General features: G+C 73.7%; 16 protein-coding genes. 5 read left to right on the top strand and 11 right to left on the bottom strand.

Annotation, left to right across the window (positions count from 1 at the left end):
* Nucleotides 1-11 precede the first annotated feature (11 nt).
* Nucleotides 12-1,172, top strand: coding sequence for an MFS transporter (locus ACFWY5_RS42980; RefSeq protein WP_379638285.1), 1,161 nt, complete (start codon nucleotides 12-14; stop codon nucleotides 1,170-1,172).
* A 246-nt stretch (nucleotides 1,173-1,418) separates the two neighbouring features.
* Here the strand turns inward: ACFWY5_RS42980 and ACFWY5_RS42975 are convergent, their stop codons facing one another.
* The 3 genes from ACFWY5_RS42975 to ACFWY5_RS42965 form a co-directional block, all read right to left on the bottom strand.
* The gene (locus ACFWY5_RS42975) at nucleotides 1,419-2,204 is read right to left on the bottom strand and encodes an SRPBCC family protein (protein ID WP_379624214.1); all 786 of its coding nucleotides are present in this window, start codon (nucleotides 2,202-2,204) and stop codon (nucleotides 1,419-1,421) included.
* Nucleotides 2,182-2,505, bottom strand: coding sequence for an ArsR/SmtB family transcription factor (locus tag ACFWY5_RS42970; RefSeq protein WP_379624212.1), 324 nt, complete (start codon nucleotides 2,503-2,505; stop codon nucleotides 2,182-2,184). Before ACFWY5_RS42970 ends, ACFWY5_RS42975 begins: the two co-directional genes overlap by 23 nt.
* A 228-nt stretch (nucleotides 2,506-2,733) precedes the next feature.
* On the bottom strand, nucleotides 2,734-4,035 hold the full coding sequence (locus ACFWY5_RS42965) for an MFS transporter (protein WP_379638284.1): 1,302 nt from the start codon (nucleotides 4,033-4,035) through the stop codon (nucleotides 2,734-2,736).
* 139 nt (nucleotides 4,036-4,174) lie between these two features.
* Here ACFWY5_RS42965 and ACFWY5_RS42960 point away from each other — a divergent pair, with 139 nt between their 5' ends.
* Nucleotides 4,175-5,014, top strand: coding sequence for a MerR family transcriptional regulator (locus tag ACFWY5_RS42960; protein WP_379638283.1), 840 nt, complete (start codon nucleotides 4,175-4,177; stop codon nucleotides 5,012-5,014).
* A gap of 186 nt (nucleotides 5,015-5,200) precedes the next feature.
* Here the strand turns inward: ACFWY5_RS42960 and ACFWY5_RS42955 are convergent, their stop codons facing one another.
* Both ACFWY5_RS42955 and ACFWY5_RS42950 read right to left on the bottom strand, forming a co-directional pair.
* Nucleotides 5,201-6,178, bottom strand: coding sequence for a DUF4037 domain-containing protein (locus ACFWY5_RS42955; RefSeq protein WP_379624206.1), 978 nt, complete (start codon nucleotides 6,176-6,178; stop codon nucleotides 5,201-5,203).
* A 101-nt stretch (nucleotides 6,179-6,279) separates the two neighbouring features.
* Nucleotides 6,280-6,900: a YigZ family protein gene (locus ACFWY5_RS42950; RefSeq protein WP_379638282.1), complete on the bottom strand. Its 621-nt coding sequence runs from the start codon at nucleotides 6,898-6,900 to the stop codon at nucleotides 6,280-6,282.
* A gap of 166 nt (nucleotides 6,901-7,066) precedes the next feature.
* Here ACFWY5_RS42950 and ACFWY5_RS42945 point away from each other — a divergent pair, with 166 nt between their 5' ends.
* Nucleotides 7,067-8,275, top strand: coding sequence for an alpha/beta hydrolase (locus ACFWY5_RS42945; protein WP_379638280.1), 1,209 nt, complete (start codon nucleotides 7,067-7,069; stop codon nucleotides 8,273-8,275).
* On the opposite strand, the gene ACFWY5_RS42940 is transcribed toward ACFWY5_RS42945, so the two are convergent.
* Nucleotides 8,265-9,065: a class I SAM-dependent methyltransferase gene (locus ACFWY5_RS42940; RefSeq protein ID WP_379638279.1), complete on the bottom strand. Its 801-nt coding sequence runs from the start codon at nucleotides 9,063-9,065 to the stop codon at nucleotides 8,265-8,267. The genes ACFWY5_RS42945 and ACFWY5_RS42940 overlap by 11 nt on opposite strands.
* Before the next feature lie 89 nt (nucleotides 9,066-9,154).
* Here ACFWY5_RS42940 and ACFWY5_RS42935 point away from each other — a divergent pair, with 89 nt between their 5' ends.
* Nucleotides 9,155-9,745, top strand: coding sequence for a TetR/AcrR family transcriptional regulator (locus ACFWY5_RS42935; RefSeq protein WP_379624198.1), 591 nt, complete (start codon nucleotides 9,155-9,157; stop codon nucleotides 9,743-9,745).
* 9 nt (nucleotides 9,746-9,754) lie between these two features.
* On the opposite strand, the gene ACFWY5_RS42930 is transcribed toward ACFWY5_RS42935, so the two are convergent.
* The 5 genes from ACFWY5_RS42930 to ACFWY5_RS42910 all read right to left on the bottom strand — a co-directional run bounded on the left by ACFWY5_RS42930 (nucleotide 9,755) and on the right by ACFWY5_RS42910 (nucleotide 17,409).
* Nucleotides 9,755-11,377: a hydantoinase B/oxoprolinase family protein gene (locus ACFWY5_RS42930; protein WP_379638278.1), complete on the bottom strand. Its 1,623-nt coding sequence runs from the start codon at nucleotides 11,375-11,377 to the stop codon at nucleotides 9,755-9,757.
* The gene (locus tag ACFWY5_RS42925; RefSeq protein ID WP_379638277.1) at nucleotides 11,374-13,401 is read right to left on the bottom strand and encodes a hydantoinase/oxoprolinase family protein; all 2,028 of its coding nucleotides are present in this window, start codon (nucleotides 13,399-13,401) and stop codon (nucleotides 11,374-11,376) included. Before ACFWY5_RS42925 ends, ACFWY5_RS42930 begins: the two co-directional genes overlap by 4 nt.
* Nucleotides 13,402-13,473: 72 nt before the next feature.
* Nucleotides 13,474-14,589 (bottom strand): epoxide hydrolase family protein, encoded by a 1,116-nt coding sequence (locus ACFWY5_RS42920; protein ID WP_379624192.1) that lies wholly within the window; start codon nucleotides 14,587-14,589, stop codon nucleotides 13,474-13,476.
* A gap of 88 nt (nucleotides 14,590-14,677) precedes the next feature.
* The gene (locus ACFWY5_RS42915; RefSeq protein ID WP_379624190.1) at nucleotides 14,678-15,097 is read right to left on the bottom strand and encodes a hypothetical protein; all 420 of its coding nucleotides are present in this window, start codon (nucleotides 15,095-15,097) and stop codon (nucleotides 14,678-14,680) included.
* 17 nt (nucleotides 15,098-15,114) lie between these two features.
* On the bottom strand, nucleotides 15,115-17,409 hold the full coding sequence (locus tag ACFWY5_RS42910) for an ATP-binding protein (protein WP_379624188.1): 2,295 nt from the start codon (nucleotides 17,407-17,409) through the stop codon (nucleotides 15,115-15,117).
* 155 nt (nucleotides 17,410-17,564) lie between these two features.
* Here ACFWY5_RS42910 and ACFWY5_RS42905 point away from each other — a divergent pair, with 155 nt between their 5' ends.
* Nucleotides 17,565-18,422 (top strand): hypothetical protein, encoded by an 858-nt coding sequence (locus ACFWY5_RS42905; protein WP_379638276.1) that lies wholly within the window; start codon nucleotides 17,565-17,567, stop codon nucleotides 18,420-18,422.
* Nucleotide 18,423 lies beyond the last annotated feature (1 nt).

The raw sequence follows: 18,423 nt of genomic DNA, 5'->3' as shown, positions 1-18,423 counted from the left end.
ACGATAGCCGCATGTCGACCACCCGGCTTCCGGCGGGGGCGCTGGCGGCGCTGTCGTGCGCGGCCTTCACCGCCGTCGTCACCGAACTCCTGCCCGCCGGCCTGCTGCCCCAGCTCAGCCGGGAGCTGTCGGTATCGCCCGGCCAGGCGGGCTTCCTGGTCACCGGCTACGCGCTGACCTCGTTCCTGTCGGCGATCCCGATCACCGCGGCGGTGCGCTCGCTGCCGCGCCGGCCGGTACTGCTGGCGGTGCTGGGCTGCTTCGCGCTGCTCAACGCCGCGACCGCGCTGTCGTCGTCGTATCCGCTGACGTTCGCGCTGAGACTGCTGGCCGGAGTGGCGGGCGGCACGCTGTGGGCGATGCTCGTCGGGTACGCGGCCCGGCTGGTGCCGGCCGAGCGGCGCGGGCGGGCCATCGCGATCGTCTCGGCGGGGATCACGGTGGCCCTGTGCGCGGGGCTGCCGGCCGGCAGCGCGCTGGCGCAGGCGGCCGGGTGGCGGGCCGCGTTCGGGGCGCTGGCCGTCGCGGCGGCGCTGCTGGCGCTGTGGGTGGCGCGGGCGGTGCCGCCGGTGCCGGGCCAGGCCGCGGCGCGGCGGCTGCCGTTGCGATCGGTGACGGCACTGGCGGGGGTGCGGGCCTGGCTGTCGGTGACGCTGGTCGTGCTGCTGGCCCACCAGGCCGTCTACACCTACCTCGCGCCGCTGGCCCGGCGGGCGGCGTTGGAGGCGGGCGGGGTGCTGCTGGTGTTCGGGGCGGCGACGGTGGCGGGGGTGTGGCTGACGGGGGTGTTCATCGACGGGCGGCCGCGGGCGGCGCTGCTGGCCGCGCTGGCGGGGGTGGGGGCGGCGATGGCCGGGCTCGGGGCCGCGGGCACGTCGCCCCCGGTGGTGCTGGTGGCGGCCGCGGTGTGGGGGCTGGCGTTCGGCGGGGTGCCGACGCTGCTGCAAAGCGCCCTCATCGAACGCACCGGCGCCGCCAACGCCGACGTCGCCACCGCGCTGCAGACCACCGTCTACAACGCCGGCATCGCGGCCGGGTCGCTGGCGGGCGGGCTGCTGCTGGAGTCGGCGGGGGCGTGGGCGCTGCCCTGGACCGCGCTGGCCCTGCTGGCGGCGGCACTGGTAGCGGTGGTCGGGCTCGCCGTTGAGCGAAACGATCTCGTGAGGGGCTGAGGTGCGCGCGCTGTCTTACGGGCCTTTTCTCCGTTACGGCAAGCCGCCCCTCACCCCACCCGCCGACGCCGGCGCGCGCAGGTCGGGGGGATCGCCGCTCACGTCGCACGGGCCGGGCGCCGCAACGGCGCCCGGTCACCCCCTGGACGGGCACCCCCGACGCACCCGGGCGACTACCCCACCTCATGAGCTCGGCTGAAAGGCCCATCCGAGCCGCGCATCCCGGGCCGAGCCGGTCCGGGTTCGTCAGGTTGGCGGGAGGTCGGACAGGGTGTTGGCCAGGTGTTCGATGTGGGTGCGCCACGTGGCGGCGTCGGTCGTCCCGGTGTCGGTGACGATGAGGCGCGGGCCCTGGCCGGTTCCCTCGGCCAGTTCCCAGCCGATGGTGCCGGCGGCCGTGCCGTACTCCAGAAGCTTGCCGTCCTCCAGCGCGCTGACCGCGCCCGCCCTCACCCCGGCGGGCACGAACGCGGGCGGAGGCGGCGACCCCACGCGGGCACCGTCGCCGGACAGATGCCGCCAGGTCTGGGCGGCGGGGCGGGTGAGCTGGCGTTCGTAGCGCAGGCCCGGCGGGTGCGGGCGGACGCCGTCGAGGCCGAGCAGGGCGACGAAGTCCTCGTGCAGGGCGGCGCTGTCGCGGGCGGCGGCCACGGGACGGCCGTCCAGGACGGCGGCCATCGCCCGCACGCAGGTGTGCCACCCGGCGGCGAAGCTGGCCGCGCCGAACCGGTCGCCGAACGTGTGGGTGAGCGTCAGGACGCTGGCCTCGCCGTCGGGGCGGATCTCCCAGCGCAGTTCGTCCTCGCCCCAGGTGTGGGCGAACAGGCGGGGCGGGTCGAAGGCCAGCACGCGCCCTTCGGGGCCGAAGTCGTAGATGACCCGCTCGCCCTCGACGCGCATGTCCGCCGGGAACCACTGCCGCACCTCGTCGGGCTCGGTCAGGGCGCGCCACACGCGTTCGGGCGGGTGTGGCAGGCGGCGTTCCATGTGCAGGCTGGTGCGGGCGCCGTCACTGCTCAGGCGGTCGTGCATCACGGTCCTCCATCGTCTCCAGGTGGGCTTCGAGCGCGTCGAAGCTCGCCGTCCACAGTCCTCGGTAGGGGGCCAGCCAGGCGTCGATCTCGGCCAGCGGCTGCGGGCGCAGCTCATACCAGCGGCGCTGGGCGTCCTTGCGGACGGCGACCAGGCCCGCCTCACGCAGCACGCGCAGGTGCTTGGAGGTGCCGGGCTGGCTGAGACCGGTGCGCTCGGCCAGCTCCCCCACCAGCCGCGGCCGCTCGCGCAGCAGATCGAGGATCTGCCTCCTGACCGGCTCGGCGAGAACGTCGAACATGCCCACGAGTATACGCCGACAGTTATATAACGCAAGCGGCATGTTCGCTTATGGTGACAGTCAGAAGGTGGGAAAGGCCCAGCCGGACGGGTGGAACGGCTCACGCTCACCCCGGAAGGCCGGCGAGGCGGCGGCGCGTAGTTCCTCCACCCGGACCACCGGCGCCAGGCAGGACATGACCGCAATGCGGGAAATCCCGGTCAAGGGCTCGCCACGATGTGCCCGGGGTCAGTGCCGGGCCGGAGTGAGCGCGGCGACGGCGCAGGCCGCGCCGACGCACACGACCGCGACGGTCAACCCGATCGTCGCGGGCCAGCCCGCGGACCCGGCCGTCCAGAGGTAGACCGGCGGGCCGACCAGAGTGCCCACGCTTCCGGCCTGGGTCACCGCGGCCACCGTCCGCGCGGTCCCGGCGGTCCCGCGCGTCCCGGCGGCGCTGCCGGACCCGGCGGTGCTGCCGACGGCCAGGACGGGGCCGGCCACGTCCACGCCCGGGGTGCCGCCGTCCAGGTCAGGGAGCCCGGCGAAGACGGCCGAGACCGCCAGCCCGTTGACCACCAAGATCCCCGCCGCACCCGCCACCGCCAGGAACAACGGCCCCTGCCCGAACACGACCAGTGCGAGCGGCGCCATGAGCAGCGCCGTGACCAGCAACCGGGCCGGGCGCACCCCCGCCCGCAGCATCACCCCGGCCACCACACTGCCCGGCACACTGGCCACCGCCACCACCCCGGTCAGCAGGCTCGCGGACCCGGCGGGCAGGCCGTACCGGAACGCCAGATAGGACCCGAGCACAGTGACCACACTCACCCCGACCAGCGCGATCAACCCGAACCCCACGGCCACCCCCACCACCCGCCACGACCCGACCCCCACACCGGCCACCTCACGCCGTCCCCATACGCATGGCCCGATGCCCGCCATGTCCCCGCCTCGTGCGCCGTGCCTGCCCGCAGGCATCGCACGGGCGGCTGCGGGCATCACACGGCCGGCCATCACCTGGGCCGCCACACCCACGACCAACGCCAGCACCCCCGCACCCACCACGACCACCCGCCACCCCGACGGCCCCACCACCGCGGCAACACCACCCGCCAGCGCCAGCCCCGCCGGCACACACAACCCCCACAAGGCCAGCCCCACCCGCCGCCCACCCTCCCGCGGCATCCGCGCCAGCAGCACCGGCCCGGCGATCACCACCAGCGCGTACCCCACCGCCTGACCGGCCCGCGACACCACCAGCACACCGGCACCACCCGCCAACCCGGCCACGACCCCCGACACACCCAGCGCCAGCAGCCCCACCACGAACACCCGCTCCACCCGCCGGCGCCCCACCACCACGCCGAGCGGCAGGCACGCCAGCGCCGCCACCAGCGTGATCCCCGACGACACCCAGCCCACAGCGGTCAGCGACAGCCCGAACCGCACCCCCAGCACCGGCAGGAACGGAATGAACTCCCCCAGCGCCATACTGGCCGCAACCCCGGCCACCACCACGACGACCACGCTGCGAACGGTGCCGACCATCACGCGCCTCCCATACGTCAGGGAGGCGCGACCGGCGAACCGGCCCGATCCTCAAAGCCCCGGCAACACCAGGGCGACGCCTCAACGAGGATCCTCAAGACCCCCAGCCTAAGCGCCTCACGCCAGAAAGAGCCCCCGGATGGACTCTCCCCCCACCGGACAGACCATCCTGGAACACGTGGACGCAGACCTCATGCCGATCGGGCAGTTCGCCCGCCTGAGCCGCCTGAGCATCAAACAACTCCGGCACTACGCCGAACTCGGCCTGCTCACCCCCGCCCACGTCGACCCCGACACCGGCTACCGCTACTACCACCCCGCCCAAGCCCGCCACGCCCTCACCATCGGCCTGCTGCGCTCCCTCGACGTCCCCCTGGCCACCGTCGCCGACGTCCTGGCCGGAGCCACCGTCGCACTCGACCACGTACGCCACGACCTCGAAGCCGAACTCGACCGCCGCCGCCGCACCCTCGCCTCCCTCGAACGCCTCATCACCGACGGCCTGCCCGGCGCCCCCGTCCACCTCACCACCGAACCCGCCCGAACCGTCCTGCTCACCCGCGAACACGCCAGCGGCCCCGCCGACATCCCCCGCGCCACCTCCACCGCCATCGCACGCCTGCTGGCCGCCGCCCCCGGCCAGCGCCCGCCCGAGCTCACCGCCCTGTTCCCCATCGACCTCGACGACCACATCGACATCACCGCCACCCTCGCCCTCACCCCCGGCCAGCCCCCACCACCCACCCCCGGACTCGAACGCGCCCTCCTACCCGGCGGCACCTTCGCCACCGCCACCCACACCGGCCCCTACGACCAGATCTCCCTCACCGCCCACGCCGTCCTGGCCTGGTGCGCAGAACGCGGACACCCCCTGACCGGCCCCATCCGCGAGGTCTACATCTCCGACCCCCCCACCACCCCGCCCGACCGCCTCCTGACCCACCTCATGATCCCCATCGACCCCGAGGACCACCCATAGCCCCCGCCCACGGCCTCATCACCGGCATCCCCCGAACACGCCGGCGCCATCCACGCCCTCGCAAAGGCCTGACCCAAAGACCTGAAGGCAGGACGGCGTGAAGGACCGAGGGCGGTGGTGGGCCTAAGGTCCAAAGCCTGAGGGCGTGAAGGTCCAAGGGCGTGAAAACCCAAGGGGCCGGGAAGCTCAGGCCGCCCGCAACGCCGCCTCCGTCACCGCCCGCGCCACCCCAGGCCCACGCACCACCGCCACCCCATCCGACAACTGATCCACACACCCCACCACCGGCAATGCCGCCACCTGCGGATCCGACACCGCCGCCAGCAACGCCCCCGCGAACCGCTCCCCGCCGATCACCAGGAACGGCCGGTCGTGAAACCCCCGCACCCGCGCATCCAACGGCTCAGCCAACGCCATCCGATTCTGCACCGACGCCACCCGGCTGTAGGCCCGCGCCAGCCCCGCCTCCCGCTCCCGCCACGAACGCGCCCCCACCGCCACCGCCAGCGCCTCACCCAGCTCCGCCGACCCCGGCACCCGCGCCAACGCACTACCCAGCCACTTCGCATACGGCGGATACCGCCGCCGCAGCAACAACGCCAGCCGCATCACCTCACGCACCAGCCCGGCCCCCACCACCGCCGAACCCAGCTCGTCCCCCACCTCACCGCACCGCCCGGGAAACGGCTCCTCCTGCGCGATCCGCATCCACTGACACGCCAGCACATACCGCCACACATCCCGCGGATACCAGCTCAACGCCTCCCGCACCGCCTCCAGCTCCCCCAGCCCATCGTGGAAGACCTCCCCACCGGTCACCTCCGCCAGGCTCTGCCACGGCACCGACAACCAGTCCATCACCGACACCCCGCCACGCGGATCGAACCCCAGCACCTCCTGCAGCCAGGCGCCCAGCTCACACACCCGCACCCCGGGCCCCGACCGGCCCCGGTACCCGAACACCGTCGGATACCCGCCGAACCGCTCCGGCAGCCCCGCCGCCACCGCGGCCCGCACCGCCGCCACATCCCCGCCCGCGACGAACACCAGCACCCTCGGCCCCCAGTCATGGTCGGCCGAACGCTCGGTGTCGAACGCCAGCACCTCAGAACCAGGGCCGATCAGCGCGGCACTGTGCGGAACGGCCCCGACCAACGGAGCCACGACCTCGCCGTAGAAAGCGCGGGACAACTCAAGACCAGGCACGAAATCGGACATCATTCGTCAACTCTGCCTGACCCGCCCCCAAAGCTCACCCCAATATTTCAGCCCGGCACGTGGATGGCCCGCCCGGCCTCCACCAGGGCCCGCCCGGCCGTCAGCGTCGCCACCCAGTCGCCGAACGCCGCCTCCTCATCGGCGCCCACCGCCACCGAGAACACCACCGACGCCCCATAGGCCACCTCACGTACGGCGTAGCGCGAAGCACGCAGATCGTTCTCCGCCCTGCCCGCCTGGTCGTGCGCCACCGAGACCCGCATCAGCCGGGCCGGCACCATCCGCACCGGCTCGGCCCGGTCGAGCGTCTCGGTCACCGCGGAGCCGTAGGCCCGCACCAGGCCGCCCGCCCCGAGCAGCACCCCGCCGAAGTAGCGCGTCACCACCGCCACCACATCGCTGAAACCCCGCCCGGCCAGCGCCTGCACCATCGGCGAGCCGGCCGTGCCGCCCGGCTCGCCGTCGTCGTCGCCCTTCTGCACGCTCTGCCCGATCACGTAGGCGGTGCAGTTGTGCGTGGCCGACGGGTGCAGCCGCCGCCGCTCGGCGATGAACGCCTGCGCCCGCTCCACACTCGCCGCGGGACTGATGGCGCAGATGAAGCGCGAGCGCCGTACCTCGTTCTCGTGCTCGATGAGGGTGGTGAGGGTGAGGTACGGCTGAGCCATTTTCCCAGCCTATCGCCTTTACAAAGTAGATCAACTGCTGGGACACCCCGCCGCACGGCGGACACCACGCCGGTCCTGCCGGAGGAGCCGGCAGGCGCGCTCTCAGGGCCAAGGCCGGGGTCGCTCCCGATGCCGCGCCACCCCCGCGACGAGCATCTTGGTCGCCATGCTCACCTTCCTGCGCCGCGCCGCGAGAGTCCTGGCCGCGCTGCTGGCCTGCGTCCTGGCCGTGGCGGCCGGCGCCTGCGCCTTCCTGGCCCTGGCCACCGTCACCCCGTCTCTTCCCGTGTTGTACGCGGCTGCCGCCACGGCCTGCCTGCTCACCGCGTTCCTGCTCGGCCGCCTCGCCGTACGCCTGCCGGCCCGTGGGGCGGCGGCCTGGTTCGCCCTGGCCGTCACGGCGCTGTCGGCCGCCGGGGCCTGGGCGCTGGTCCTGCGGCCCTGGCCGGTGCCGCCGGCCGCCGCCGATCCGGCGCACGTGCGTTACTGGGACCTGCCCACCGGCTCCCGCATCGCCTACGCCCACCGCCGGGGCGGGGCACGGCCGTACCCGGTGATCTTCTTGCACGGCGGGCCGGGAACGGCCGGCGAAGGCCTGCCCGAGGGCGCCGCGGAACTGGCCGCCGACGGCTTCGACGTCTACGCCTACGACCAGCTCGGCGCGGGACGCTCCAGCCGCCTGGCCGACGTCACCGGCTACACCGTCGCCCGCCAGGTCGCCGACCTGGAGGCGATCAGGGGCCTGCTCGGCGCGCCGAAGCTGATCCTCGTCGGCCGTTCCTGGGGCGCCACGCTGAGCGCCGCCTACCTGGCCGCCCACCCGGGCCGGGTCGCCAGGGCCGTGTTCGTCTCCCCGGGCGCGTTGTGGGCGCCGGCCGCGGGGGAGGTCGGCGAGCCGTGGAAGCGCCTGACGCCCGAGCAGGCCCGCCGCCGCGACGACCTGCTCGGCGACCCGCGCATGATCGCCCTGTCCCTGCTGCTGGACAACGCCCCGGCCGCCGCGCACGCCCTGGTGCCCGACCGCGAGGCCGACGCCCGGATGCGCGAACTGCTGCTGACCGGCAAGGACGCCACCACCTGCCCCGGCGCCCCGCCCGCCCCCGTGCACGGCAACGCGCCCGGCTTCTACGCCAACCAGTTCACCGTCGCCGACACCCTGCGCGTGCCCGACCCCCGGCCCCGCCTGCGCCAGGTCCGCGTGCCCGCCCTGATCCTGCGCGGCACCTGCGACTACGTGCACCCGCACATCGCCGCCGCCTACCGCGACACCCTGCCCGCCGCCCGCCTGGCCGAGGTCGCCGGCGCCGGGCACGGCATCGCCCACGACCAGCCCGCCGCCTACCTGCGCCTGCTGCGCGGTTTCCTCACCCGGTAAGGCGCGTGGCCAGCACGGCCACGCTCGTGTAGCGCATGGTGAACGTGCCGCCCAGCGCGTCGACCGCGGCGCCGGCGCCCTCCAGCAGTTCGGCCGCCGGCTCCGGCGCCAGGCGGGTGAACATACCGGAGGTGGGCAGCTGGTCCAGCCACTGCTCGCGGGTGCACGGCGTCTGCCAGTCCTGACGCCACCGCTCAGGCTCGCCGAAGCCGCCCGCCGCGGCGATGCCCTGAGCGGCCGTGTCCATCATCGGCGCGTACGGCTCGGCCCGCGCGGCCCAGGCCCGCGGGTCGAACGGCGAGTCGGGCACCAGCCGCGCGTGCAGGTCGGCCAGCGCTTGCGACAGCTCGGCCGGCGGCTGGGCGACGTTCCAGAACACCGCCAGCACGCCTGCCGGCCGCAGCACCGCGGCGGCCTTGGCGGCGCCGGCGACCGGGTCGATCCAGTGCCAGGCCTGCGCGGCGGTGACCGCGTCGAACATCCGCCCGCCGGCCTGCCATTGCTCGAACGTGGCCACCTCGGCCTCCACGCCGAGCCGCCGCGCCGTGGCGGCCATGCGGGGGTCCGGCTCGACGCCCAGCACCCGGCGCCCGGCCGCCTGGAACTGGCGGGCGGCGATCCCGGTGCCGCAGCCGACGTCCAGGACGTCCGGGCCGGCGGCGGCGATGCGCTCGATCAGGGCCTCGGGGTAGCGGGGCCGGGCGCGGTCGTAGCGCTCGGCGTCGTTGCCGAACGACTCGGCGATCTCGCGATGCTCATGGGGCTCCCGCCCCGGCGATATAGTGGGCATACGCCCACACTAGTGGGCGCTCGCCCACTCAATCCATGCCGTTCGCCCACAGCGATGGAGAGCGACCCGCCACGGGAGGAGACCCCGCGATGCCCACCGGAGTGGCCCTGCGCGACGCGCGCGAGCAGCTGTTCGAGGCCGCCGAGCGCATCCTGGCGCGCACCGGGCCGCACGGGCTGACCAGCCGCGCCGTCACCACCGAGGCCGGCTGCGCCAAGGGCGTCCTGCACCGCCACTTCGCCGACTTCGACGACTTCCTGGCCGCGCTCGTCCGGGACCGCATCGCCCGCCTCACCGCCCAGGCGGCGACCCTGCGCGCGCAGGCGGGCAGCGGCACCGTCACCGGCAACCTCGCCGCCGCGCTCGGCGAGCTGTTCGACGCCGTCGCCGTCGCCGTCGTCGGTCTCGTCACCTTCCGCGACGACCTGCGCGCCCGCCTGCGCCCGAGCACGCCGGACGGGCTGCCGCTGCTCACCGAGGCCACGGCCATGCTCGCCGCCTATCTGGCCGCCGAACGCGACCTGGGCCGCATCGCCGCCGGCGCCGACCTCGGCACGCTCGCGCCCACCCTCATCGGCGCCGGCCACCTGCTCTACGCCGACCGCACCGGCACCCCGCCCACGCCCGAGGCCGTGCGCGCCATGGTGGCCTCCGTCCTGACCGGCGTCACCACCGGGTGAGCCACGCCGTCAGGTCATGCCCTGGGCCACATCCTCGGCAAGGGCCCCGGGCGCGCGCCGCTCGGGCGGGCCGTAGCCGCCGCCACCGCCCGACTCGCAGCGCAACACCTCACCGGCCGCCACCGGCAGGGCGTTGACCTTCAGCATGGCGCGCTCGCCGGCCGTACCCGGATTGAGGACCACGCGCGGGGGCGCGCCCGCGCCGCCGCCCGCAAGACCCCACGCCGGCGTGACCGAGCGCTCGAACCACAACGACAGCGAGGTGTCGCCCAGGAACTCGTACTCGCGCACCACGCCGTTGCCGCCCCGCCACTGTCCCGCGCCCCCGGTGCCGGGCCGCATCGCGTAACGGGTGACCCGCACCGGGAACAGCGTCTCCAGGACCTCGATCGGCATGTCCCGCAGCGACCCGTTGACGTTGTTGATCAGCGCCGACTCGCCGTCGCCGCCCTCCCAGGCGCCCCAGCCGCCGACGGTCGCCTCCTGCGAGACGTACATCGCGCCGGTGCGCGGATCGGTGCCGGTGAACTGCACGATGAGCGAGTCGCCGTAGGAGGCGGCCGCGGCCCGCTCCGGCAGCACCGGCGCCAGCGCCTTGACCACCAGGTCGATGAGCAGGCCCAGGTGGGAGTAGTAGTACTGGCAGGCGGCCGGGGAACGGGCGGCCAGCATGCTGCCCGGCCGCGTCACCACCTCCAGCGGGCGAAACGAGCCGCCGTTCAGCGGCACCTCGCCGCTGACCAGCAGCTTGTAGGCCACCCGCACCGCCGCCACCGCCTGGGCCGCGCCGCAGTTGACCGGGCCGGTGGCCTGGTCGGCGCAGTCGGTCAGGTCGACCGCGATCCGCTCGCCCTCGACCATCACGGTGACGTTGACCGGCAGCGGACGCTCCAGCGTGATGCCGTCGTTGTCCAGGTGCCCGCCGGCGGTGTAGACGCCGTCGGGGATGGCGGCGATCGCCTGCCGTTCCAGCCGCTCGGTCTGGGCGAAGATCTCATCGCGCGCGGCCATCACCGTCTCCACTCCCCAGCGCGCCACGATCTCCGACAGCCGCCGCTGACCGGTCATCGCGCAGGCGACCTGGGCGCGCATGTCGCCGAGTGTCGCGTGCGGGAAGCGTACGTTGCGGGCGATTACCTCGTGCAGGTCACGGCACGGCCGCCCGCCCTCGTAGATCTTCACCGGGCCCAGCCGCAGCCCCTCCTGGAAGATCGAGGTGGAGTCCATGGAGCCGCCCGGGTCCTTCGAGCCCACATCCAGCCAGTGCGCCCGCGAGGCGGCGAACCCGGCCAGCTCGCCCCCGGCGAAGATCGGCCCGTAGACGGTGACGTCGTTGAGGTGAGTGCCGCCGATGTAGGAGTCGTTGAGCACCCACACATCGCCCTCGCGCCACACCTGCCGCCCGTACAGGCGCTCGGTCTCGCGCGTGCACACCTCCAGGTTGCCCAGGAAGATCGGCAGCCCGGACGACTGGCCGAGCACCTGGTGCTCACGGTCCAGCAGCGCGACCGCGCAGTCCTTCGCCTCGTAGATGACGGGGGTGTAGGAGGAACGGATGAGGGTGGTGTTCATGTCCTCCGCCGCCTGCAGCAGGGCGCAGCGGATGATTTCCGTGGTGACGGGGTCGATCACAGAGAATTCACCTTGATCAGGAGGAAGCCGTTGACATCGACGGTGGCCCGGCAGCCGGGCGGGATGACCGTCGTCGCGGTCTCCTCGACCACGATCGCCGGCCCCGCCAGCTCGCCGTCCAGGTCCGCGCGGCGCAGCACCGGCGTGCGGTGCACCTCGCCGTTGAAGATCACATCTCGTACGGCCGGCGCCTGCGCCCGCCCGGCCGCCCCGGGCGCGGCCGCGGTCTTGGGGAAGGTGCCGAACCCGGTGCTGCGCAGCATGACCAGCTCCACCGCCGCCTCCGGCGTGGCGTGGCCGTAACGCCCGGTGTGGGCCTCGGCGTAGCGCGCGGCCAGCGCCGCGAGAAACCCGGGCCCGGCCGGCTCGGCGGCATCAAGCAGAGGGATGGTCAGCGTGTAGTCCTGACCCTCGTAGCGCATGTCGACCGCGTGCTCGACCCGGCGCCGCTCCTCGGGCACGCCCTGCCCGGCCAGCGCCGCCAGCGCCTGCCCCTCCAGCTCCCGCAGCAGCGCCGCCATCTCACCGCCGTCCACCCCGGCCTGCGGCCGGAAGAACGGATGGGTGAGGTCGCGGCGCACATCGGCCTCCAGCATCCCCCACGCCGAGAACGCGCCGGGAAAACGCGGCACCACGACGTCGGTGATGCCCAGCTCCCGGGCGATGAACGCCGCGTGCATGGCCCCGGCCCCGCCGAAGGCCACCAGCGTGAACTCCCGCGGCTCCACCCCGTGCTCGACCGTCAGCGTGCGGATCGCCTGGGCCATCTTGGCGTTGGCCACCGCGCACACGCCTTCGGCCAGCCGCGGCGGCTCCATGCCCAGCTCACCGGCCAGCGCCGCGATCGCCCTCTCGGCCGCCCCGGTGTCGAGCGTCATCAGCCCCCCGGCGAACCAGGCCGGATCCACCCGGCCGAGCACCAGGTTCGCGTCGGTGACGGTGGCCCGCGTGCCGCCCCGGCCGTAGCAGGCCGGACCGGGTACGGCTCCCGCCGACTCCGGGCCCACCCGCAGCGCCCCCGCCTCGGCATAGGCCAGCGAACCGCCGCCCGCGCCGATGGTGTGCAGGTTCACGATCGGCATCAGCACCGGATAGCCCTCGATGCGGGCCTCGGCGCTGATGTCGGGCCGCCCGCCCACGACCAGCGAGACGTCGAAGGAGGTGCCGCCCATGTCCACGCAGATGGCGTTCCCGCCGCCCAGCAGCCGCGCCGCCGCCACCCCGCCCATCGTGCCGCCGACCGGGCCCGACAGCAGCGTCTGCAGCGGGCGGCGCATCGCGTACCCGGCGTTGACCAGGCCGCCGGAGGACTGCATGACGTGCACCGGCACGCCCAGCCCCCGCCCGGCGAACCGGTCCTGGATGCCGGCCAGGTAACGGCGCACGACCGGACCGGTGTAGGCCTCCAGCACGGCGCTGGAGGTGCGCTCGTACTCGCGCCACTCGCGCGCCACCTCGTGGCTGAGCACGACCAGCACGTCCGGGCCGAGCTCCTCGGCCAGGATCTGGCCCGCCCGGATCTCGTGGGCGGGGTTGGCGTAGGAGAACAGCAGGCTCACCGCGACCGCGTCGAAGCCCTCCTCGCGGGCCCGGCGGGCGGCGCGCCGTACCGCGCCCTCGTCCAGCGGGGTCAGTTCCTCGCCGCGCCAGTCCAGCCGGCCCGCGGCCTCCATGATGTCGGCGCGCGGCACCAGCGGGACGGGCTTTCTGTAGCGCAGGTCGAACATGCGCTCGCGGTTGCCGCGGGCGATCTGGTACACGTCGCGGGCGCCGCCGGAGGTCAGCAGCAGCACGCGGGCGCCCTTGCGCTCCAGCAGCGCGTTGAGCCCCTGCGTGGTGCCGTGGACGAAGAAGGAGATGCGCGCGGGATCGGCAACGACGCGGCCGAGGGCGTTGAACACGCCCTCGGCCAGGTCGCCGGGGGTGGAGGGGGCCTTGGCCGCCACGACGGCACCATCGCGCTCGTCGTAGCAGACAACGTCGGTGAAGGTGCCGCCGATGTCCATCGCGACTCGATACGTCATGCCCCGCACCGTATGCGGAGTCCGGCCCGCTCCGCTGTGCGGGGTGCACAGCGCCGGACCGGATTCCGGGCGTCATGCCCTGAGCTGGGTGAAGAACTCCCGAACATCGGTGACGTAGGCCTGCGGCTGCTCCAGGGCGGCGAACGTGCCGCCCCGCTCGTGCTCGATCCACGCCACGACGTTGTTGTCGCGCTCGGCGAAGCGGCGGATCGGGCGCAGGATGTCGCGCGGGAAGACCGAGATCGCCGTCGGCACCGTGGCGGGCTTCAGCTCCCACTCCACGGTGGTGTCCTGCTCGGTGTCGGGCGTCTCGACGAACGAGCGGGCCGCCGAGCCCGCCGTGTTGGTCAGCCAGTAGATCATGGTCGTGGTCAGCAGCCGGTCGCGGTCGACGCCGCCGTCGCTCCACTCGTGGTAGACGCTGGCGAACCAGGCCAGCAGCGCCACGGGGGAGTCGGCCATGCCGTAGGCGAAGGCCTGCGGGCGGGTGGACTGGATGAGCTTGTAGCCGTACTGCTCGTGCGGGTAGGCCTCGCGGAAGGCCATGCGCTCGGTCTCGGTCGCGGTGAGGTCCTCCATCTCGCCGGGCAGGCCGAGCGGGAAGCAGATCAGGCCGTTGCCGTGCATGCCGGCGACCCGCTCGGGCGCCAGCACGCCGATCTCGCGCGAGATCCACGTGCCCCAGTCGCCGCCCTGCACGCCGAAGCGCTCATAGCCCAGGCGCGACATCAGCTCCAGCCAGGCTCCGGCGATGCGGGTGGCGCCCCAGCCCATCTCCCGGGTCGGGCCGGACAGGCCGTATCCCGGCAGCGACGGGATGACCAGGTGGAACTCGCGCGCCAGCGGCGCGATGACGTCCAGGTACTCCACCGGCGAGCTGGGCCAGCCGTGGGTGATGAGCAGGGGCAGGGCGTCGGGGCGCGGGCAGCGCACGTGCAGGAAGTGCACGTTCTGGCCGTCGATCTCGGTGGTGAACTGCGGGTGGGCGTTGATCTCGGCCTCGGCCGCGCGCCAGTCGTAGCCGCCGCGCCAGTACGCGACGAGGTCCTTCAGCTCGGCCAGCGGGACGCCGAGGCGCCAGCCCTGGCCGGGCACCTCGTCGGGCCAGCGCGCCAGGTCGAGCCGCGTGCGCAGATCGTCCAGGTCGGCGGCGGGGACGGCGAGGGTGAAGGGCTGGATGAGGGTCAAGGCGTAATCCTCCAAAGTTTCGGTACGCTGTACCGTACACCATACGGTTCGGAGGGCGCAAGACGGTTCTTTCCGGCCTTCACCTGCTTCAGCGGGGGTACTCCACCTTCGCGTCGTCACCCGTGATGATCAGCCCCGAGTTCGCGCCGCCGACCGCCACCGACCGCTCCCCCGAAGCCGTCACCGACGGCGCCGGCACCCGGCCAGAGATCTCCGCCGCGATCTCCGCCGCGAGCCCCGGCTCGGCCTCCAGCGCCCGGCGGATCGCCAGCCGCAGCGCCGCCACATAGTCGGCGTCACCCGGATGCGCGGCCAGCTCCTCGATCGCCTCCCGGCCCGCCGCCCCCGCATCCTCACCGCCGAACAACCGCCGCAAGATCCTCGTGCCCAGCCCCACCGTCGACTGCGCCGCCGCCTCCTGCGTCTTGGCCAGCACCGCCCCGCCGTACGCGCTGACCGCCGCACTCACATACGGCATCACGTCCTGCGCCAGCACCGCCACATCCATCCCGACCCCTCCGCCCCTCAGGAACCACTACCCGCCGCCACCAGCTCCGCGATCTCCACCCGCGACGACACCCCCAGCTTCGCCAGAATGTGCTCCACGTGCGCGTCCGCCGTCCGCTTCGAGATCACCAGCCGCTCGGCGATCTCCCGGTTCGTCAGACCCTCCTCCACCAGCCCCGCCACCTCACGCTCACGCGGCGACAACAGCTCCATCGCCGCCCGCCGCGGCGCCTGCACCGGGATCGCGTCCACATCCATGTCCGCCAGCTCCACCGCGTCCCCCAGCGACAACCCCGACCCCTGCCGGAAGATCGCCGCATACCGCTCAGAACCCAGGCTCTTCGACACCAGAGCGATCGCCCGATCATGATGGCGCAGCAGCAACGGCGCACCCGCCAGCGGCGCCGCGAACTGCTGCCACACCCGATCGGCCGCCCCCAGCAACCAGCACGCCCGCACCATCCGCTCCTGATCGGCCGCCTGCCACGCCAGCAGCTCCAGGCAGTCGGCCACCGCCAGATGATCACCCAGCGCGTACTTCATCCGCACCGCCAGCCGCGCCTCCCGCACCGACCCCGCCAGATCACCCAGCGTCCAGCGCGCCAGCGCCCGCAGGAACAGCACATACCCCTGCAACCAGCACTCCCCCGACCCCTCACCCAGCAGCTCCAGCACCTCGCCGGTCACCACCAGCGCCGTCTGCCCATCACCCGACAGCGCGTGCAACGCCCCCTTCTCCATCAGCGCGATCGCCAGCCCCGTACGGTCCCCCAGCGCCGTCAACCGCGCACACGCGTCGTCGAACAGCGGAAACCCCTCATCCGGCCGCCCGCTCAGCAGCCGGTGCACCGCCAGATGCTGGATCGCCAGCGCCCGCAGCCGCTCATCGTCCAGCTCCTGCGCGATCGCCAGCGACTCCTCGATCCACGGCAACGCCACCCGCTGCGCCCCCTGCTGCAACGCGAAGAACCCCAGATGCCCCAGCCCCTCGGCCCGCTCGGGAACCCACGCCGGAACCCGGCCCAGCGCCCGCTCCAGCCACACCCGCCCCTCGGCCAGCCGCGCCCCGCACAACCAGTACGGCCACAGCGACACCGCGAACCGCAAAGCCGCCCGCTCCCCGCCCGCCTGACCCAGCGCGAACTCCAGCGCCGCCCGCACGTTCGGCCGCTCCCGGTCCAGCTCCTGATACAGCGCCAGCTGATCCCCCGTGAACGCCCGCCGCGAGAACCGCTCGGCCAGCGACCGGTAATAGTCCAGATGCCGCCGCCGCACCTTCTCCTGCTGCCCCATCAGCACCAGCTGCTCGGCCCCGAACTCCCGCAACGTGTCCAGCAGCCGGTAACGGTCCTGCCGCCCCTCCATCCGCAGCAGCACCGACTTGTCCACCAGCCCGACCAGATGCTCGATGATCCGCCCCACCGGCAACTGCTCGTCCTGGCACACCGCCTCGGCCGCCGCCAGATCGAACGACCCCGCGAACACCGACAGCCGCGCCCACAACAGCCGCTCGTCGCCGTCGCACAGATCATGACTCCACGTGATCGTCGTCCGCAGCGTCTGATGCCGCGGCAACGAACTGCGCCGCGCCGTCAGCAGGCTGAAACGATCCTCCAGCCGCGCCAGCAACCCCTCCAGCGGAATCGCCCGCAACCGCACCGTCGCCAGCTCGATCGCCAGCGGAATCCCGTCCAGCCGCCGGCACAACGCCGCCACCGACGCGTGGTTGTCCTCATTCACCGTGAAGCCCGGCACCACCGCCGCCGCCCGCTGCGCGAACAACGCCACCGCGTCCTGACCGGAGCCCAGATCGAGCACCGGCAGCGGCGGGATCGGCACCGTGTGCTCACCGGCCACGTCCAGCGGCTGCCGCGTCGTGGCCAGGATCGTCACCGCCGGCGCCTCGCGCAGCAGCACCTCCGCCAGCATCGCGCACGCCTCGACCATATGCTCACACGTGTCCAGCACCAGCAGCACCTGCCGCCCCGCCAGGCAGTCCACCAGATGCTCCAGCGCCGGCCGCGCGTCCTGCTCGGGCAGCCCCAGCGCCGCCGCCACCGTGTGCGCCAGCAGCCCCGCGTCCACCAGCGCCGACAGCTCCACCAGGCACACCCCGTCGGCGAAGCGCTCCCGCGCCTCGTGGGCGACCTGTAACGCGATCCGCGTCTTGCCCACGCCACCCGGGCCCACCAGCGTCACCAGCCGGGCCTCCCCCAGCAGCCTGGCCACCATCGCCAGCTCTGCCGGCCGGCCGACGAACCCGGTCACCTGCACGGGAAGAGCTCCGCGCCGCAAGTCCATCGCCGGTGCCATCGACCCCTCCCGGATCCGCCTCGATTGCCTCAGCGTACGCGCCGGATGACAATTCGTAAGGGGGTATACCTAGAAGATCCAGCCCCGATTTTAGGTATGCGGATAGGTACGCCCGCCCGAGGCGCCGCGACCCCCGCATCCAGAACACTCAGAGCGTGAGTGCGGGCGACGCCCTCGTCGGGCGTGATCAACACCGGAACAAGATCCTCCATCTGCTCGGCCGCGAACGGCTGGTGACCATCACCGGAGCCGGAGGCGTCGGCAAGAGCGCCCTGGCCCGCGCGGTGGCCGCCGGCTTCGGCCCGGCCGCCCGCCTGATCGACCTCGACCCCTCCAACGTCCACGAGACCATCCTCAGCGGCGAACGCCTGCCGTGGGACGGCGACGAGCCGCCCCGCCTGCTCGTCCTGGACACCTGCGACCACGTCGTCGACCGCTGCGTCGCCCTCGTCGAACGCCTGCTGCGCGGCCTGCCCGACCTGCGCGTCCTGGTCACCGGCCGCGAGGTGCTGAGCATCCCCGGCGAGCACGTCACCGTCGCCGGCCCCCTGCCGGCGCCCGACGCCGCCACCCTCTTCCACGTACGCTCCGGCGGCCTGCGCGCCGACCCCGCCGTCCTGGCCCGCCTCGAAGGCCTGCCCCTGGCCATCGAGATCGCCGCCGAGCACCTGCTGGAGTCCGCCAAGCTCGCCGAGATGCTCGACAACGGCACCTTCCACACCCTGCCCGCCGGCCCCGCTCACCCGGCCCGGCACGCCAGCATGCGCGCGGCCGCCGCCTGGAGCCACCGCCAGTGCCAGCCGCTGGACGCGCAGGCCTGGCAGCGGCTGGCCGCCTTCGACTCCGCGTTCGGCCTGGAGGAGGCCGAACGCGCTCTGACCGGCCACCGCGCCGCCGACGCCGCCGAGGCCGTGGCCCGGCTGGTGGAGCGCTCCATCGTGCTCGTCGATTCGGCCGCGGTGGACGGGCGCTGGTATCGCATGCCGTTCCATCTCCGCGCCTTTACAATGTAGA

The organism is Nonomuraea sp. NPDC059007 (genome assembly GCF_042740555.1).
Taxonomy (GTDB): domain Bacteria; phylum Actinomycetota; class Actinomycetes; order Streptosporangiales; family Streptosporangiaceae; genus Nonomuraea.
The sequence above is the reverse complement of the archived record's forward strand: the minus strand, read 5'-3'. Positions and strand labels throughout refer to the sequence as shown.

Coding starts and splice junctions, on each gene's coding strand:
- ACFWY5_RS42980 (WP_379638285.1), top strand. CDS start 12: ATGTCGACCACCCGGCTTCCGGCGGGGGCGCTGGCGGCGCTGTCGTGC.
- ACFWY5_RS42975 (WP_379624214.1), bottom strand. CDS start 2,204: ATGCACGACCGCCTGAGCAGTGACGGCGCCCGCACCAGCCTGCACATG.
- ACFWY5_RS42970 (WP_379624212.1), bottom strand. CDS start 2,505: ATGTTCGACGTTCTCGCCGAGCCGGTCAGGAGGCAGATCCTCGATCTG.
- ACFWY5_RS42965 (WP_379638284.1), bottom strand. CDS start 4,035: ATGGTCGGCACCGTTCGCAGCGTGGTCGTCGTGGTGGTGGCCGGGGTT.
- ACFWY5_RS42960 (WP_379638283.1), top strand. CDS start 4,175: ATGGACTCTCCCCCCACCGGACAGACCATCCTGGAACACGTGGACGCA.
- ACFWY5_RS42950 (WP_379638282.1), bottom strand. CDS start 6,900: ATGGCTCAGCCGTACCTCACCCTCACCACCCTCATCGAGCACGAGAAC.
- ACFWY5_RS42945 (WP_379638280.1), top strand. CDS start 7,067: ATGCTCACCTTCCTGCGCCGCGCCGCGAGAGTCCTGGCCGCGCTGCTG.
- ACFWY5_RS42940 (WP_379638279.1), bottom strand. CDS start 9,065: ATGCCCACTATATCGCCGGGGCGGGAGCCCCATGAGCATCGCGAGATC.
- ACFWY5_RS42935 (WP_379624198.1), top strand. CDS start 9,155: ATGCCCACCGGAGTGGCCCTGCGCGACGCGCGCGAGCAGCTGTTCGAG.
- ACFWY5_RS42925 (WP_379638277.1), bottom strand. CDS start 13,401: ATGACGTATCGAGTCGCGATGGACATCGGCGGCACCTTCACCGACGTT.
- ACFWY5_RS42915 (WP_379624190.1), bottom strand. CDS start 15,097: ATGGATGTGGCGGTGCTGGCGCAGGACGTGATGCCGTATGTGAGTGCG.
- ACFWY5_RS42910 (WP_379624188.1), bottom strand. CDS start 17,409: ATGGCACCGGCGATGGACTTGCGGCGCGGAGCTCTTCCCGTGCAGGTG.